Source organism: Paenibacillus sp. 2003 (assembly GCF_031455635.1).
GTDB lineage: Bacteria > Bacillota > Bacilli > Paenibacillales > Paenibacillaceae > Paenibacillus > Paenibacillus amylolyticus_B.
Genome location: NZ_JAVDTB010000001.1, coordinates 192,033 through 208,441 on the forward strand (window position 1 = coordinate 192,033; position 16,409 = coordinate 208,441).

A 16,409-nucleotide genomic window follows, 5' to 3' on the forward strand; every position below is an offset into this window, starting at 1 on the left:
AGCTGTGAGTGAAATTAAAGTACCTGCAATGGGTGAGTCAATAACTGAGGGAACTGTATCCAGATGGATGGTTAAAGAAGGGGATACCGTTAATCAGGGTGATGTGCTTCTTGAACTGGAAACGGATAAAGTAAATATTGAGATCAGCGCAGAAGAAAGTGGCGTGCTGGAGAAGATCATACGTCAGGAAGGAGAGACGGTCGAGATCGGTGAAACGATCGGTACACTCTCAGCTGGTTCTGGAGGAGGAAGCGGTGCACCCGCTTCCGAACCAGCAGCTGAAGAGAAAAAGGCCGTTGCTCCTGCACCTGAAGCTCCAACACCACCACCAGCACCTGTTGCGGCAGCACCGGAGTCATCCGATAGTGCCAAGACGGCTTCACCGTCTGCTCGTAAGCTTGCACGTGAACGTGGTATCGAGTTAGATCAGGTTCAGAGCAAAGATCCGATTGGACGGGTATACCAGGATGATGTGAAGAGCCATAACAATCAGGCGCCTGCTCCTGCTGCTCCACCTGCGAGTAAAGCTCCAGCAGCACCAAGTGCTCCGGCAGCTGGAAGTTCTACCTATACCAAACCAGTGGAGCGTCAGCGGATGTCTCGCCGCCGTGCGACCATTGCCAAACGTCTGGTAGAGGCTCAGCAGACAGCAGCCATGTTGACTACGTTTAATGAAGTTGATATGACTGCGATCATGGATGTACGTAAACGCCGTAAGGACAAGTTCAAAGAGAAACATGAGATTAACCTGGGCTTCATGTCCTTCTTCACCAAAGCGGTTGTGGGGGCTCTGAAAAAATTCCCCACAATTAACGCAGAGATTGATGGCGAAGATGTTGTGCTCAAAAAGTATTATGATATCGGCATCGCCGTATCTGCGAAGGAAGGACTGGTTGTACCGGTTGTACGTGATGCCGATCGTCTGGGCTTTGCCGAGATCGAGAAGAGCATTGCGGACCTGGCATCCAAAGCTCGTTCCAACACGCTGGCGTTATCTGATCTGCAAGGTGGAACGTTCACCATCACCAATGGTGGAACATTTGGTTCCTTGTTGTCTACGCCAATTCTGAATACACCTCAAGTGGGTATTCTGGGGATGCATAAGATCCAGCTTCGTCCAGTGGCGATTGATGCAGAGCGGATGGAGAACCGTCCAATGATGTACATCGCGCTGTCCTACGATCACCGGATTATCGACGGTAGTGAGGCTGTTCGTTTCCTCGTGACCGTGAAAGAACTGCTTGAAGACCCGGAATCTCTGTTAATTGAAGGTTAATCCATAAAGCTTGTTTATAGCTATTATTCATATCGTTCAACAAGAAAACCCCTGAACTGGAGCGCAGCGTGAGCTGCACATCCGATCCAGGGGTTTCTTTTGCTGTTGCTCATGGTTTGTTGCCTCCGACTCTATTAGATAGAGTCAGCCGTCTCAGTAGGGTTCACCGGGCTAGGGTGTGTATTCGATCCAGGGGTATTCCGCTCTAGCCAGTTCACAACATGCTGAGCCACTTCTGTTCGGTTGATCTCATGCAGCATTTCATGGCGTCCATCCGGATACAGGCGATACTCAATATTCTCCAGCTGAAGCTTCTTATACTGCGAGACCAGATTAAGAACGCCTTTGCCATGAAGTCCGACAGGGTCCTTCTCACCTGAGAACAGGTATACGGGTTTGTGTTTGGGTATGCGCTCCATATTGTGTGGAAGATGGACTTCAAGCAACAATTTGAAGAAGTCGCGGAAAAAGCCTGCTGTACAGACTGCTCCGCACAGGGGATCATCAATGAATCGCTGAACCTCTTGTGAGTCCCGGGACAACCAATCAAACGGTGTCGCGGCAGGGCGGAAAGAGCGGTTAAATCCACCAAACACAATCGCGTTGAGCAGCATGCTGGGATGAGTAGCCCCCTGAATGCCACATTGCAAGAAGGCCAGCTTCTCTCCAAACCGGAGCAGACCGCGTCTGCCGTTTGTACCGGATAAAATAAAGGCGTGGTACTGCTCATGACCAGCGTACATGAGATGTTGTACCAAAAATGAGCCCATGCTATGTCCCATGAGAAACAGGGGCACCCCAGGATTCTCCTTGGCGGCTACTTCGCCCAGATTGATCATATCACTCGCCATCCAGCGGAAGGCATCGATACCAGCATTACCAAGTAGCTTGGCATTCTCCACGGTTTTGCCATGACCCCGATGGTCATTGGCATAAACCGCATAGCCATTTTGGGTAAGAATGTCGGCGAATTCGGCGTATCGGGCTGCCGTCTCGCCCATGCCATGTGCAATTTGCACTACACCTTTAACGTTGCATTCCGGATCGGGAAGCCAGCGGTACACATGAATACGGGTACCTTCACTAGCGACCAAGGCAAAGGTAGATTCCTGCATCTCGTGTAATTCCTCCTTCACAGGTTACATATAAGCTTGATTTATGGCAGATAAGAGCGAAGAACAGTGGTATTTCCATCTAATGTATAAGAACCCAGATTGGCTGGCAAGAGATAACATTGTCCAGCTTTCAATTCAATGCTGTCTGATTCAGCATGTGCCCACTCCAAAGTTCCTTCTCCTTCACAGACAACGAGAATCGTGAAGCTGTCAGGATTGGTGGAGAGTTCCCAACGTTTATTCACAACACCTTTTTCAACTACAAAATAAGGGCATTCCGCAAGCTTGAGCCATTCACCAGGAGTAGCGTTATTTGTTTTCATCGTTGAGGCACCTGCGCCCTCATAGGCGGTGACATTTAATGAGTCTTCAACATGCAACTCACGTGGTTTGCCATCCAGTCCTGGACGATTGTAATCGTATATCCGGTACGTCGTATCCGAGTTTTGCTGAATCTCAGCGACAACGACACCTGCACAGAGCGCATGCACTGTTCCAGCAGGGATAAAGAACGTATCACCAGCTTCTACAGGCACCTGACGAAGGGTGTCCATCACCGTGCCGTTTTCCAATGCTTCTTTTAATGTTGCCCGATCAACGCCTTCATTCAACCCGTAGATGATGTGTGCGCCCGGTTTTGCGTCGAGTACATACCACATTTCTGTTTTGCCAAGCTCGCCAGGAGGCAGTGCCTCATACTCGTCTGTTGGATGAACCTGAACGGACAGGTCATCGTTGCAGTCAAGCAGCTTAATCAGAAGGGGGAAACGGCCGCCTTTTTCGGAAACGCCTTTGGTTCCAAGCCATTCGGTGCCCAGTTGTTCACGAACTTCATCCAGACCCTTGCCAGCAAGTGCTCCATTTAATACCTTGGTTGTACCGTTTGGATGATCCGCAATCATCCATCCTTCTCCGATATGTCCTTCAGGGGGCGTAAGGCCGAATTGCTCCAGCGCACGACCGCCCCACACACGTTCTTTGAATTCAGGTTGGAATTGTAATGGGTATGGCGTAGACATCAGTAATCTCTCCTCTAGTATATGAAGTGGTGGATCGCTTTAATCAGTCATGGGCATGTAGTCGCCATGAGCAAACAAGTGAATACGTTTGCATATGTAGATGTAGAACACAGATCGCAGTAAGAAAAAGCCGTTAATAGCTCGCCTTGCGATTGTGTCTAGTTTATTGTATTTGGTGAACAAAGGAAATTATTTTTTCTCGATTCCGATCAGAAAAGGAGAAGTTTCTCGCTGCAATTGGCGATACATCACAACCTGTGCCTGTTCCACCGGCAGGGCAGAGGACCATTCCAATACGGCTGATGCTTCCTGTGCGCCTCCGTCATGACCGGGGTAAAGCACAACCGTAATAATTCCGCGAGGACGTAATAAAGTGAGTGCAGCCTCGAGTGCAGCGATTGTGCTGTCAGTCTCGGTGATGATGGAGGAATCTGCACTTTCTGAAGGCAGGTAGCCCAGATTGAACATGACTGCACCAACCGCACCAAGCCATGACTCTGGCACCGCTTCTGTCATTCGATCATGGCTTAGTTGAAGCAAGGAGATGGAGCCAAGCTTGGCTTCGTCGGTTTGTTTTCGAATCCGGGCCTGTGCCAGTGTGAGGGCTTCACTTTGAATATCGAATCCAATGACTTGACCACGCCTGCCAACTTGTTGTGCCAAAAATAGTGTGTCTGCTCCTGTACCCACCGTTGCATCTATGGCCAGATCACCTGGCTGCAGACGGGAAGCGATCCACTGATGCGCACAGCTGAGAACTGAAAGAAAGCCCATCTATGCTCGCCTCCAATACTTACCTTGCCAGGAATCCCGCTCTCGCAGCTCACGATCAATGGAGTTCAACACTTCCCATTTGTTCATGGACCACATTGGTCCAATCAGCAGATCACGCGGTGCGTCGCCTGTAAGACGGTGTACGACCATTTCCGGTGGAAGCATCTCCAGTGTATCTACGATCAGTTTGATGTACTCATCCTGTTCCAGAAAACGTAAAAGTCCGGCTTCGTATTGCTTCACCATCGGTGTTTTGCGCATGAGATGTAACAGGTGAATCTTGATTCCCTGTACATCCATATTGGCAACTGCCCGTCCAGTGTCCAGCATCATCTCATGTGTCTCTTGAGGCAGACCATATATGATATGTGTACACACTCGTATATTCCGTTTGCGCAGTTTCTCAACCGCTTCTTCGTAACACTTCGTGTCGTGCGCCCGATTAATCAATGTTGATGTGGAATCATGGATCGTTTGAAGTCCCATCTCAACCCACAGATAGGTGCGTTTGTTCAGTTCAGCCAAATAATCAACAACGTCATCTGGCAAACAATCCGGGCGAGTGGCGATGGACAAACCAACAACACCGGGTTGCTCAAGAATTTCTTCAAAATATTCGCGCAGCTCCTCAACCGGAGCATACGTGTTCGTATAGGCTTGGAAGTAGCCAATATAATGGGCTGTAGGCCACTTGAGGTGCTGTTTATCTCGAATTGTATTAAACTGGGTGACCAGATCTTCACGTCTGCTGCCAGCAAAATCGCCTGATCCACGCGCACTGCAGAAGGTGCAACCACCTTTGGCGATGGAACCGTCGCGGTTGGGACAGGTGAATCCAGCATCCAGCATCACTTTGAAAACCTTATTGTTAAATTGATCACGCATCTCATAATTCCAGGTATGGAATCGTTTATCTCCCCACAACAGAGGGGGTTGTAATGCAGGTGCATTCATCTTCAGGGTACTCCTTTGCTGTCGAATTACAGTAATCATACGTGAACAAAAGAAGAAGCGCTATGCGATTTCCGTCATAGACGATGGATAGCGATTATAGGGGTCTTCATGAACTTTAGCATTTTGCATTATTCGATTTGAATCGCTCACGGGTACAAGATATGGACAGGAAAAATCATCCTGATCCATATCTTGCTGATTGGAAGACGCTTATGGTATTTATGCAAAATGCTCACTTTATCATTGTATCAAAAAACTAAAAAAAAAGGGAATCGAAACGCAAAAATAGGCCGTAAAATCAAGGTTTTCTCCTTGCTATAGTTTACACATTGTGTTATATTTAAATCAGCGTCAGACACCATCTAGTGGGTATTATTCATCATAGCATTTGAATCAAGATTGACGTCATGGACCATACTATACCGTGAGGTGATATGAATGAATTCCCAAGTTAAAAACAATGAATTGAATCGTGTGTCTGTTGAATTGACGGCAGAAGAAGCACTGGCTTTAACAGGTGTTCGTTTTAATGGAAATCCGAAAGTGAAAGCGGCTGCAAGACAAAAAGTTCGCGATGCTTTCGAAAAGACATTTGATTTTTCACACCAAGATAAGGTAGACTATGAACTACTAAAGTAGTTGGACCCCAATTCCAAATAAATCGAAGAGGGAATCTTTGAGATTTGCCCAAAGTGGCAGATCCGAAGATTCCCTTTTCATTGCTCTTTACAATTTGCCAGTTCTTCGGCAAAATAAGTCTGAGACAAGTATGGGACAAACGGAGGAATAAAATGCGTTTACGTGGCAGAAAAGGGATAAGAGAAAATCTGGAGCAACAAGTTGATCTTGTTGTACTGGACCCCAAGCAACATAAAGGAAAATGGTCTGAACTGTTTGGCAATGACCATCCGATCTTCGTGGAATTTGGTATGGGTAAAGGTCAATTTATCAGCCAAATGAGTTATAAATATCCGGAATTTAATTTTATCGGTATTGATATGTATGATGAACTGGTGCGTCGTGCCAGTGAGAAAGCTCGTAATGCGTGGAGTCAGGCTGATGTGGAGACACCTCCGAACCTGAAGCTTGCGCTGGCGAATATTGAACAGATCGAGGAAGTTTTTGAACCGGAAGAACTGGAACGTATCTATTTGAACTTCAGCGATCCGTGGCCAAAAGCAAAGCATGCACGTCGTCGGTTGACGCACCCGCGCTTCCTGAAGAAATACACGGAATTGCTTAATCCCAAAGGTCAGATTCATTTCAAAACCGATTCGGAGACGCTGTTTGATTTCTCACTCAATGCCATTGCCGACTTCGGCCTGCAAATGACCAATATTTCTTTGAATCTGCATCGTGATGGTTTGAATGAAGAACATGTGATGACGGAGTACGAGCAGAAATTCATGGGTAAAGGTATGAACATTCACCGGGTTGAAGTGATTGTTGGTGAAGAGGCCCTGCGTGAGTATCAGCAGACGCGCCTGGACAAGTATAAAGTTCGTGAAGCTTCGGATGAGTCCGGCGAAGATCAGAAACAGGAATAAATCGAAATCTAACTTAAACTTATCAAAGAAGAGCGACACATGAGGTGAATGATTCATTCTCATAGGTCGCTCTTTTTTTGCATTAACATCAATGTGCAATGCTCCATAAACTCAAGTCTGGTATGATTTCAAAAGTTCTCTGAATGAAACTCTTTGCGACGATAATCGTTTGGTGTAACACCATTGAACTTTTTGAACATGCGATAGAAGTATGAACTGTTGGTGAATCCAGTTCTCTCGGCAATGTCGGCAACGGAGTTCTCCGTTTCCACCAGCAGATGCTGGGCCTTGGCTATGCGGGTTTCGTTAATCACGTCCGTGAGCCCTTTCAGGGTGAGTTGTTTGTAGAGCCTGCTTACATAGATGGGCGACATGCTAAGCTCATCTGCAATGGAAGTTAGACATAGATTGGGGTCCGCATAGTCCCGCTCAATAATGCCATTGATTTTACGAATCAACTCTTCGTGCTTCAGTGTACGTTTCTCCTCGACTTTGGAACCAAGCTCATCAAACATCCGATAGAAGTGTTCATGTACTTCACTGATGTCTTCCGCTTCTTTCACAGGCAGCATTAGTCCATCCGAGACTGAATCAAGCGTGAGTTGATTATTCTTCTTGAGGGTATTTCGTACATGGTTCAGTGTCATCGTCAGATGGGATAAGGCCAGCTGGAAGACGGTAAACGGGTAAGCGGCTGTTTCGCCGACGATATCTGCATAGACTTGTTTGGCTTCTCGCGTCTTGCCTGTCATTAGATGGTCGACAAGCTGTCTTTCCTTACCTGCTGGGAAGGCGTACTCCTTGGCGTGATAAGCCATGATGTCAGAGGTATAGATCAGACAGCCCGGTCCCATGAACAAACGATGCAGTGAGGCTTCGGCTGATCTGGTGTAGGATGCAATACTGTCTTCCAATGAATCTTCTTCCGTGCCGATCGTACAGGAGATAGAGCATTTCAAATGGGTCATTACAGCAGCCTGCATCATGCGCAGCAGCTCCTCGATCGGATGATGAGCAGGTTGCCCAAGTTCATGGTTTTCCGCTTTTTCATTGAAGATGAGTGTGATCAGATCACCGCCCATGTCCACAGCTTCCGCATTGTAGTGGAGATCGGCTGTCTCAGTGCATATGTTCATCATGGCGTATTTTACAAGCTGGGTCTCATCACGGTACGTTTCGCAGAATTCGGTAAAATGGTCAATACGGAGCAATACCAGCCTGGATGTACGCTGAACGTCAATAGAGGAACCGTAGAACTTCATCCGTTCTTCCAGCATACCACCAGTTACTGTTTCGCGGCCCTGTAGGGCCCCTCGTAGAAAATCCTGCCGTAACAAATGAAGACTGCCACGTCGCTCTGCTTCCATCACACGTAAACGAACAAGCACCTTGTCAATAGGGTGATATAGTTTTCGGGAAACAAGGTAAGAGAGCAGTAAGCCTGCGAAGAGAAGTCCAACACAAAACAGAACGGTATGTGTGCGCATACTCCGTATATCTGAGGTAATCAGATCATAAGGTGTTATTCTCACATAACGCCAACCCAGGTCATCGGGAGCGGTATAGGTGATGAGAGATTTTTCTCCGTCGACCTTCTCGGTAAAGTAAGCTGACTGCTCCGTATCCTGCATAATTGGCTTCATAAAAGCTTCGCTGGAAAGATTTTTCATCAATGCACGGTCGCCAAAGTCAGATAAAAGGTCTCCATTCTCATTTACAATAAAGGTTTTGCCTGGTTGATCCACAGCATTCATATTCGGACTGAGCCAATCATCCTTGATATTAACGATGACAGCATAGTTTAGCTTTGCGTTATCATTAATCGTGTCATAACAGAGATAGGTGTAGCTGTTAACCTCTGTTGCTTCGGTAGAGCCGACCTGATATGTACGCGGGATGGGCACAAAAGGTTTATAGTCATGGAAGCGTTGGAGGATGCTTGTAATCCCCTGATCATCGATCTCCGAGATGGACTGCTGCCCATTGCGCACGTTGGAACTGATATAGAATTCATTACTTTTGGAGTTATATACATAGATGGATTCGATAAAGGGAAGGGACATACGGTAGTTGTCTAGCTGCTCCATCGCCGATGTGATCTCATAGATATTTGGTTTGGAATAAAGCAGTAATGAAGAGATGGTGTAGTCCTGATAGATCTGATATGACAATGATTTTGCAGTCTCGGTCATTTTCGCCACTTCACGGCTGGTTTGAGTAAGACTGTTCATATCTGTACGATACACCTGACGAAGAGCAATCCGATTATAGTTGACGTACAAAATAGTAGAAGCCACAAGTAAGGTAGCGACGGTACTGATAATAATGCCGATCAGAATCCGTGTGAAGACCTTCTGACTGTCCTCTGAACGTTTACGCATTCATCTTCCCCCTCGAACCTCCTGTTTTGGGTGAACAACATAGAATTTCATATACATAAGTGGGGCTTCATACATGGATGAGCAGAAGAGCAAGAGTAACTTGAATTATATATTATGTATGCGTTTACATCAATGCTGGACAAGCCATTTTGCCTGTTTTCTCTACATAAAGTTCAACTTTCGCTGGATTGTTCACTAGGTGTAGCCTATGCACGATATCAACATTTGTGAACGGATGTGTGTGGATGTCTGTTCATTTCATGGTTCGTTCATTTTGTTCATAGTTCATTTCGCAGAATCGTTCATTTTCTGAAGGGAAGCTTCAGTATCCGTGAGTGAAGAGAGCATCTACAATAAAAAGAGAGCTCCACCACGCAGCACCGCAAGAAATTCGGGAGGGATCGAGCCATGCTCAAAGAATTGAACAAAAACAAAATCATGTTTCTGATGCTGTTGCCCACGCTGATCTTTTTTCTGATTAACTCGTATTTTCCGATGGTCGGCATCTATTATGCGTTCACCCGGTATGATTTTGAAGGCGGATTATTTGGTAGTCCATTTGTCGGTCTGGAGAACTTTAAGTTCCTGTGGCAATCCGGAATGCTGCTGAAGCTCACAACCAACACTGTGGGTTACAATCTCGCCTTCATTATATTAGGAAACGGTCTGGCGATCTTCTGTGCGATCATGCTTAGCGAAATCCGGGGCAGGTTATTCAAAAAAATCACGCAATCCGTCATGTTCTTGCCGTATTTCATCTCATTTGTATTATTGAGTGTAATCGCTTACAACATGTTCAACTACGAGTCGGGTTTTGTGAACACGGTGCTCAAACGTTTTGAGGCCGGTCCAGTCGACATTTATAACACACCCTGGATCTGGGTGTTCCTGATCATCATCTTTTATCTGTGGAAAAATCTTGGATACAGCATGGTCATCTATCTGGCCGCCATAACGGGGATCAGTGACGAGTACTATGAGGCTGCCCGAATCGACGGGGCCAATATATTTCAGCGGATCTGGTACATTACGGTACCGATGCTGAAGCCAACCTTTGTCATCCTGTTGTTGTTCTCGCTCGGCAGCATTATGAAGGGGCAGTTTGACCTGTTCTATCAACTGATTGGCAACAACGGGGTGTTGTACAACGCTACAGATATTATTGATACGTACGTGTATCGTTCACTCAAAGTCACATTTGATATCGGGATGGCAACGGCTGCTGGTTTGTATCAATCGTTGTTTGGATTCATTTTGATCATGACCGTCAACTATATTATCCGCAAAGTAAATGAGGACTACGCCTTGTTCTAGAACGCCCGCAGGGCAGGAGGGAGAACGATCATGAACACGCCAATGAATACTCACACTCGTACGAATACTCGTCTCAGAGATTCGGAATTCACTTTCATGTTTCAACTGATTTCCTACAGCTTCATCATCATTTTATCAATCATGTGCTTGCTACCGTTTCTGCTGATCCTATCCGGTTCATTCAGCAGCAACGAGTCCATTGTGAGGGATGGTTATCACCTCTTTCCAACGGACTTTTCCCTGGAAGGTTACAAAATGGTGTTCAAATTCCCGACTCAGGTACTCAAAGCTTATGGGGTAACGGTCTTTACAACGGTGGTGGGGACTACGCTAGGGCTGTTCCTCATCACGATGGCCGGATTTGTGCTCCAGCGTAAGGACTTTAAATATCGGAACACGTTCTCGTTTTTTATCTACTTCACAACCCTGTTCGGTGGGGGACTTGTGCCTTGGTACATTATGCTGGCGAACTACTTCAATCTCACAGATACGTACACCGTACTTATTTTCCCGGGGTTGATGACGCCATTCCTCATTATCCTGATGAAAAACTTCATTCGCTCAGCAGTGCCGGATGAATTGATTGAGTCCGCCAAAATTGATGGAGCGAATGACTTCCGCATCTATTTCAGCATTGTGTTAAAACTGGCGATGCCTGGTATCGCCACCGTAGGTCTGTTTCTGGCACTGGGTTACTGGAATGACTGGTTTACCTCATCCCTCTTCATTAACAACCCGGATATGTACCAACTGCAATTTTATCTCTACAACACGATGAACACGATTACATTCATTGACCAGATGGCGATTGGCACAGGGATCACACTCAGTCAGGATGTGCCTACGGAATCAACCAAGATGGCAATGGCTATCGTTGTAACGGGACCGATTTTGTTCCTGTATCCGTTTGTACAACGTTATTTTGTCAAAGGACTCACCATTGGTGCAGTGAAAGGTTAGAACGTGAACACGCTGTGAGTGTCAGGCCATTGACATCATTTCCGGTCTGAAACATGGCGAGTCTGCGCTAACATATAAAGGTTCACCACAAAAAGGGAGGATGCGTATGCGTAACAAAACAATTCGGCACCTGTCTCTGGTACTTGCTCTGATGTTGTTCGCCGGGGTACTTGCCGCATGTAATAACGGTTCGGGGGGATCGACGCAAGGAAGCGAGCAGGGAGGGACATCCGGGAACAAAGGCGAGAAAGTCACGCTCCAATTTTACATGCTTGGGGATGCTCCTAAAGATCTGCCTGTCATTGAATCCGAGATCAATAAGCTGGCGGAGGCTGATCTGAACGTCAATGTGAAATTTAACTACACCTCATGGACCGACTGGGATCAAAAATATAAACTTCTGCTGTCTTCCGGACAGCCGATCGATCTGATCTTCACAGCGGATTGGACATTCTACCAGTCCTATGCCAAGAAGGGTGCGTTCCTGCCACTGGACGAAATGTTGCCTACAGCAGCGCCAGCACTGAAAGCTCATGTACCTGATGACATGTGGAATGCTGTCAAAATCAATGACAAAATCTATACTGTTCCATCAACTTGGATTGAGTATGTAACCGAGGGAATTGCGTACCGTGAGGACTTGCGCGAGAAGTACAATCTTCCGAAACCGGTATCATTGGAGACGCTCGAAGCGTATCTGGAGGGCATCAAAGCCAACGAACCCAATATGATTCCGATTGCGGATAGCAATGCCAACCATACCCATGGTATTCGTCAATTGACATCCAAGCTGGTTAATACAGCAGGTCAGCTTCCATATGGACTGGATATTATGTATGACACACCATCAACCGTGACGTCCTACTGGGGATCTGCGCAACACCTGGAAGACCTGAAAACATACAAACGTTGGATGGATAAAGGATTTTTCCCGAAAAACGTACTGAATGTAAAAGATACATCCAACTCGTTGTTGCAAAATGGAAAAGCGGCTGTTGTTCTGTCTGGGGAAAACCCTAACAAATTTAATGCAGATGTAATCAAGGTGCAGTCTACGCATCCAGATTGGAAACTGGCTTATTTCCCTTACCCGAATGCAAAAGGGTTTGCACAACCGGTTCACCCGATCCACAATGGTTTTGCGATTCCGCGTAGCAGTAAAAACCCGGAAAAAGCATTGGCATTTTATGAGAAACTGGTGACAGACAAACGATATAACTGGTTGACTGAATACGGCGTTGAAGGCAAAAACTTCGAGGTAGATAATGGATACTACAAAATGGTCGGAGATGCACAAACCAACGGCTTCCCGCGTGAAGGCATGAATGGCTGGGCTTGGCGTAATCCGGAATTCATGCTCTATGATAAAACCTTTGATGATGTCCTGACCATGTTTGAAGATCTCGACAAAATCAAAAAGCCGGATATCTTTACAGGATTTGCTGAAGACTGGACCCCGTACCAGGCCGAGAAGGCTGCATTGGAACAAGTGGAAAAACAATATTTGTATCCGCTTAATGTAGGTTTGGTGGCAGACGTAGAGGCTGGATTGAACACATTTATGGAGAAGGCGAAGCAAGCAGGTTTGGAAAAAATTCAGGCGGAATACACCAAGCAGTGGCAGGAGTACTTGAAGTCAACAGGCATTCAATAATTTGTACTTTCCTTCATAAAGAAAAGGTGCCTTCAAATTCGAAGGCACCTTTTCAATGTGGTTGCAGGCTTGTTTGAAGCCGTTGGTTAGAGGCATGATTGGATAAAGATTACGGGAAGCAGCACTTTATTTGGATAAATTCATAAACGGGCCTCTTCTGCGGATGAAGGACGAACGTCCTCCAGCAGATCGATAATACTTTGAGCGCTCTGCATCGGATGAACCTTGGCGATTTCCGCCAGATGACGTTTGCGTTTACGTACAACATCCGGGTAGTGATGCAACAGCTTGTTCATCCATTTGACCACTACGTCAAGCGAAGTTATGGGTTCCCCCAACCCTCTTGCCGTAAAATAATGGACGTTTTCTTCTTCCTGACCAGGTATAGGGTTGTGGAACAACATTGGAATTCCTTTGGCCAAGCCTTCACTGCATGTCATTCCCCCAGGTTTGGTGATCAGCAGGTCGGATACTTCCATCAATTTGTCCACTTCGTTGGTGTACCCCATAATATGAATGTTTTCTTTGCGATACATGGGGTTCTGTTCCATGCTGATCCGTGCTTTATCATTGCGACCCAGACAAAAAATGATCTGAATATCTTCATGCCAGCGTGTCAGCAGCGGATGGACCAGCTTGTCACTGAGCATTCCCCAGCCGCCACCCATCACCAGTACAGTAGGCATGTTCTTGAGGTTGAATCTGCTTCGAATCTCTTCTCGCCCGGGATGCTCCCAGAAATTTGGATGCACCGGAATGCCCGTGACTCGAATGTTGTCTGTAGGTACGCCGCGTAGCATTAGTTTGGACTTAACCTCATCTGAAGAAACCAGATAAAGGTCTACTTCACGGTTAATCCACGTCCCATGTGCATCATAGTCGGTAATGACTGTGCATAGGGGAACCTGTACACCCAGACGCTTCAGTCTGGATATGACAGCACTTGGAATCGGATGTGTACAGACGATTGCATCGGGACGTAACTGGCGCACAACGCTGCGTGTATGTGTATAGAACAGTTTATGCAGCGCCAGTGTTGTCAGCCTGTTTAATGATTTTTTATATTGGTGTCTGTATACGTATCCGACAAGTTTGGGTTGGTTGGTAACCGTTTTTTTGTATGCTGTTATAATCAGAGGTGCAACCTTGGGATTTAAGAAACTTCCCAGTTCAAGCACTTTTGTCTGCACGTCTGGCGAGAGCTTTCGCAAATTGCTGGACAGTGCATAGGCGGCTTGAGTATGACCCGTACCAAAGCCTTCAGATAATAGTAATACTCTTTTTTTCTCCACGCTTGCTTCACCTGTTCCTGCTAGGTTTTTCTGAGTCTAACATATCGGCTTTAAGACCAGAATGCAACTGTTGCAAGTGCGACTAAAGTACCTATTGTGGCACCTGCCAGAACATCGGAAGGATAGTGTAATCCCAGATAAATTCGAGAGAATCCGACAATAAGGGCCACAGGCAACAATATTAGCAATAAGATCGGATCAGTGGTCATAAAGGGAACTGTGACCGAAAAAATGGCAGTTGTGTGCCCTGAAGGAAACGAGTGATCCGTCAGGGGATTACGGAACGTAATTGTATCCGGCAAAGCCAGATAAGGTCGAATGCGGGGATACAATTTTTTCGCGATGGCTACAGGAATGTGGCTGACCGCAAGAGCGATACAAGCCTGGAGTCCTGTTGTGCTCCATGGAGCTGGAGCAAGCAGCCAGATTAACAAGGATATTGCAATAGAAGATGTTGCTCCACCCAGATGGGTGAAATAATACAGCCAAAAATTCATAAAACGATTATGAAGTCGGCCGTTGATCCACATAAAAACATTTCGATCATAATCTTGAAACTTTAAGAATAAACGGCTCATATTGGCCTCCTGCCAGTCAGGCCGCCCGTAATGGCGGCATTATTTCCGGTGATTTTCTGCATCCGGTTTCGTCCTGATTAGTATATAACCGTTTTTCATGAACTTGAGGTTATTTCAGGTATATGTTTATCATATTTTTAAATGTTGTCCTTTTCAAGAAGAACCCATGTAAAGAACGTAAAATTCATGTAAAGTTGGTGAATAGCTTTACTATGTTAGCAAAGAATTAAAGGAAATAACGAACAAGACACATCTTAGCACATTTGCAATGCGAAGAGCGAGATTACCCTAAACAAATAGCAGAATGAATTCCTCAGATATCTGATGAAATTCATTCTGCTATTTGTTAGTTGCCATGAATATCTGTATACAAGGGTCATTTGTCCAGCCAGAGCGTTTTTAAATTTGCAAAATTACCTTATGGCATCACGAAAAGGAATTTGAAACCTAGTTAGGGAGGCCTTAAGTAAGTTGCTAGCTAATTTAAACTGCTGATAAAAACTTTTTGAAAGGGGAAGATGGGTATCATCTTCAAGTATTATTTCGTAACCCTCCCATTGATCGGGGGATATCATTTTAATGAATTTAATATTAACTAGATAGCTCTTATGACACTGGAATAAGAAGGGAGAGCTCAGAGTTACAATATCCTTAAGGCAGGATGAACTTTTCAATATAGTACCATCCGTTAAATGTATATTAGCTAGAGTTTTTCCGCTTTTTGTAATATATTTAATAGAATTTTCAAGAAGGATCATTTTTCTTCCTTCATTTTTAATAGTTATGAAATTCACGAAATCTTTGTCATGTTGCATAACTTGTGCAAGTTCATTCTGATATAACTGCTCAGACTCAATCTCTATAGATTTTACTAAGGTGTTAAGATTTGAAAAATGGAGTGAAACTGGAGAATCTATTAAACAAGATCCAAGTTGTTTGTAGAACTCCGATTCGTTATATTCTCCCAGTACTATTAATTTTATTATCTTTTTTTCTTGAATATTAATGATTTTAATAATTTCAGGAAGAAGATCTATGGACTCTTTTGTGATTTCATAAATGATAATGCATGAATTGTGATCTTCAAGATAATATTCAAAATTACTGATGGATTTTAGTAGGCAAATGTTATTGTTTACTCTGTTAGACAAGTTTAATTTTAAAGAATATTTTTTTGAAATGATAGCAATTTCTGGGCAGTATTTAAGCATTGTGTTTGATCTCCTTTTTAGGATAAATCTAAAAATTGTCATAAAAGCATTTTTGTGTTTTGAGCAAGCCACTTAGCATCGAACGACAAGATAAAAGTTCTTTTTGAATATGTATCAGAATAAGTGACTGGAAAAAAGTTGTGTTAGATTACAAATTTATGATCTTCACAATTATAAGTATGATAAATGAAAAAGTCAAAATTTATGATTTGATAATATAATTTGATATAAGTGTATATAAATTCATATTAAATAAGACATTTTTCTACATTATCCTACAATTTTTATATGTGAAACCTGAGAGTAAGAGTCTCTTACTCTCAGGATATTCTTT

14 protein-coding genes are annotated in these 16,409 nt (G+C 44.9%); 6 read left to right on the top strand and 8 right to left on the bottom strand.

The annotated features are described in order from the left end of the window. Positions 1–4: 4 nt before the first annotated feature. On the top strand, positions 5–1,276 hold the full coding sequence (odhB, locus tag J2X75_RS01090) for a 2-oxoglutarate dehydrogenase complex dihydrolipoyllysine-residue succinyltransferase (protein WP_307538336.1): 1,272 nt from the start codon (positions 5–7) through the stop codon (positions 1,274–1,276). Positions 1,277–1,410: 134 nt separating this feature from the next. Here odhB and J2X75_RS01095 read toward each other — a convergent pair whose 3' ends face one another. From J2X75_RS01095 to mnmL, 4 genes are all read right to left on the bottom strand, one after another. Further along, complete coding sequence (locus J2X75_RS01095; protein WP_310333805.1) at positions 1,411–2,391, bottom strand: alpha/beta fold hydrolase; 981 nt, start codon at positions 2,389–2,391, stop codon at positions 1,411–1,413. A 41-nt stretch (positions 2,392–2,432) separates the two neighbouring features. After that, positions 2,433–3,410, bottom strand: coding sequence for a type I phosphomannose isomerase catalytic subunit (locus J2X75_RS01100; RefSeq protein ID WP_307538333.1), 978 nt, complete (start codon positions 3,408–3,410; stop codon positions 2,433–2,435). A 189-nt stretch (positions 3,411–3,599) separates the two neighbouring features. Next, on the bottom strand, positions 3,600–4,184 hold the full coding sequence (gene mnmM, locus J2X75_RS01105) for a tRNA 5-(aminomethyl)-2-thiouridylate-methyltransferase MnmM (RefSeq protein ID WP_310333806.1): 585 nt from the start codon (positions 4,182–4,184) through the stop codon (positions 3,600–3,602). Further along, positions 4,185–5,138, bottom strand: a complete 954-nt coding sequence (mnmL, locus tag J2X75_RS01110; RefSeq protein WP_310333809.1) for a tRNA modification radical SAM protein MnmL/YtqA — start codon at positions 5,136–5,138, stop codon at positions 4,185–4,187. A 438-nt stretch (positions 5,139–5,576) separates the two neighbouring features. Here mnmL and J2X75_RS01115 point away from each other — a divergent pair, with 438 nt between their 5' ends. Further along, entirely contained in the window at positions 5,577–5,777 is a 201-nt protein-coding gene (locus J2X75_RS01115) for a hypothetical protein (RefSeq protein ID WP_105597935.1), read from the top strand. 152 nt (positions 5,778–5,929) lie between these two features. After that, the gene (gene trmB / locus J2X75_RS01120) at positions 5,930–6,685 is read left to right on the top strand and encodes a tRNA (guanosine(46)-N7)-methyltransferase TrmB (RefSeq protein ID WP_310333811.1); all 756 of its coding nucleotides are present in this window, start codon (positions 5,930–5,932) and stop codon (positions 6,683–6,685) included. A 128-nt stretch (positions 6,686–6,813) separates the two neighbouring features. Here trmB and J2X75_RS01125 read toward each other — a convergent pair whose 3' ends face one another. Beyond that, positions 6,814–9,066: an AraC family transcriptional regulator gene (locus J2X75_RS01125; protein WP_310333812.1), complete on the bottom strand. Its 2,253-nt coding sequence runs from the start codon at positions 9,064–9,066 to the stop codon at positions 6,814–6,816. 408 nt (positions 9,067–9,474) lie between these two features. Here J2X75_RS01125 and J2X75_RS01130 point away from each other — a divergent pair, with 408 nt between their 5' ends. The 3 genes from J2X75_RS01130 (at position 9,475) to J2X75_RS01140 (ending at position 12,994) form a co-directional block, all read left to right on the top strand. Next, complete coding sequence (locus tag J2X75_RS01130; RefSeq protein WP_017689672.1) at positions 9,475–10,380, top strand: ABC transporter permease; 906 nt, start codon at positions 9,475–9,477, stop codon at positions 10,378–10,380. 96 nt (positions 10,381–10,476) lie between these two features. Beyond that, a complete protein-coding gene (locus J2X75_RS01135) occupies positions 10,477–11,340 on the top strand; it encodes a carbohydrate ABC transporter permease (protein WP_370511436.1) in 864 nt (287 codons plus the stop codon). A gap of 100 nt (positions 11,341–11,440) precedes the next feature. Further along, positions 11,441–12,994, top strand: a complete 1,554-nt coding sequence (locus J2X75_RS01140) for an ABC transporter substrate-binding protein (RefSeq protein WP_397382906.1) — start codon at positions 11,441–11,443, stop codon at positions 12,992–12,994. A gap of 140 nt (positions 12,995–13,134) precedes the next feature. On the opposite strand, the gene J2X75_RS01145 is transcribed toward J2X75_RS01140, so the two are convergent. The 3 genes from J2X75_RS01145 to J2X75_RS01155 all read right to left on the bottom strand — a co-directional run bounded on the left by J2X75_RS01145 (position 13,135) and on the right by J2X75_RS01155 (position 16,075). Next, on the bottom strand, positions 13,135–14,286 hold the full coding sequence (locus J2X75_RS01145) for an MGDG synthase family glycosyltransferase (protein ID WP_091032863.1): 1,152 nt from the start codon (positions 14,284–14,286) through the stop codon (positions 13,135–13,137). A gap of 50 nt (positions 14,287–14,336) precedes the next feature. After that, on the bottom strand, positions 14,337–14,864 hold the full coding sequence (locus J2X75_RS01150; RefSeq protein WP_017689668.1) for a phosphatase PAP2 family protein: 528 nt from the start codon (positions 14,862–14,864) through the stop codon (positions 14,337–14,339). 413 nt (positions 14,865–15,277) lie between these two features. Further along, positions 15,278–16,075: a LytR/AlgR family response regulator transcription factor gene (locus tag J2X75_RS01155; protein ID WP_310333820.1), complete on the bottom strand. Its 798-nt coding sequence runs from the start codon at positions 16,073–16,075 to the stop codon at positions 15,278–15,280. Positions 16,076–16,409: the final 334 nt, after the last annotated feature.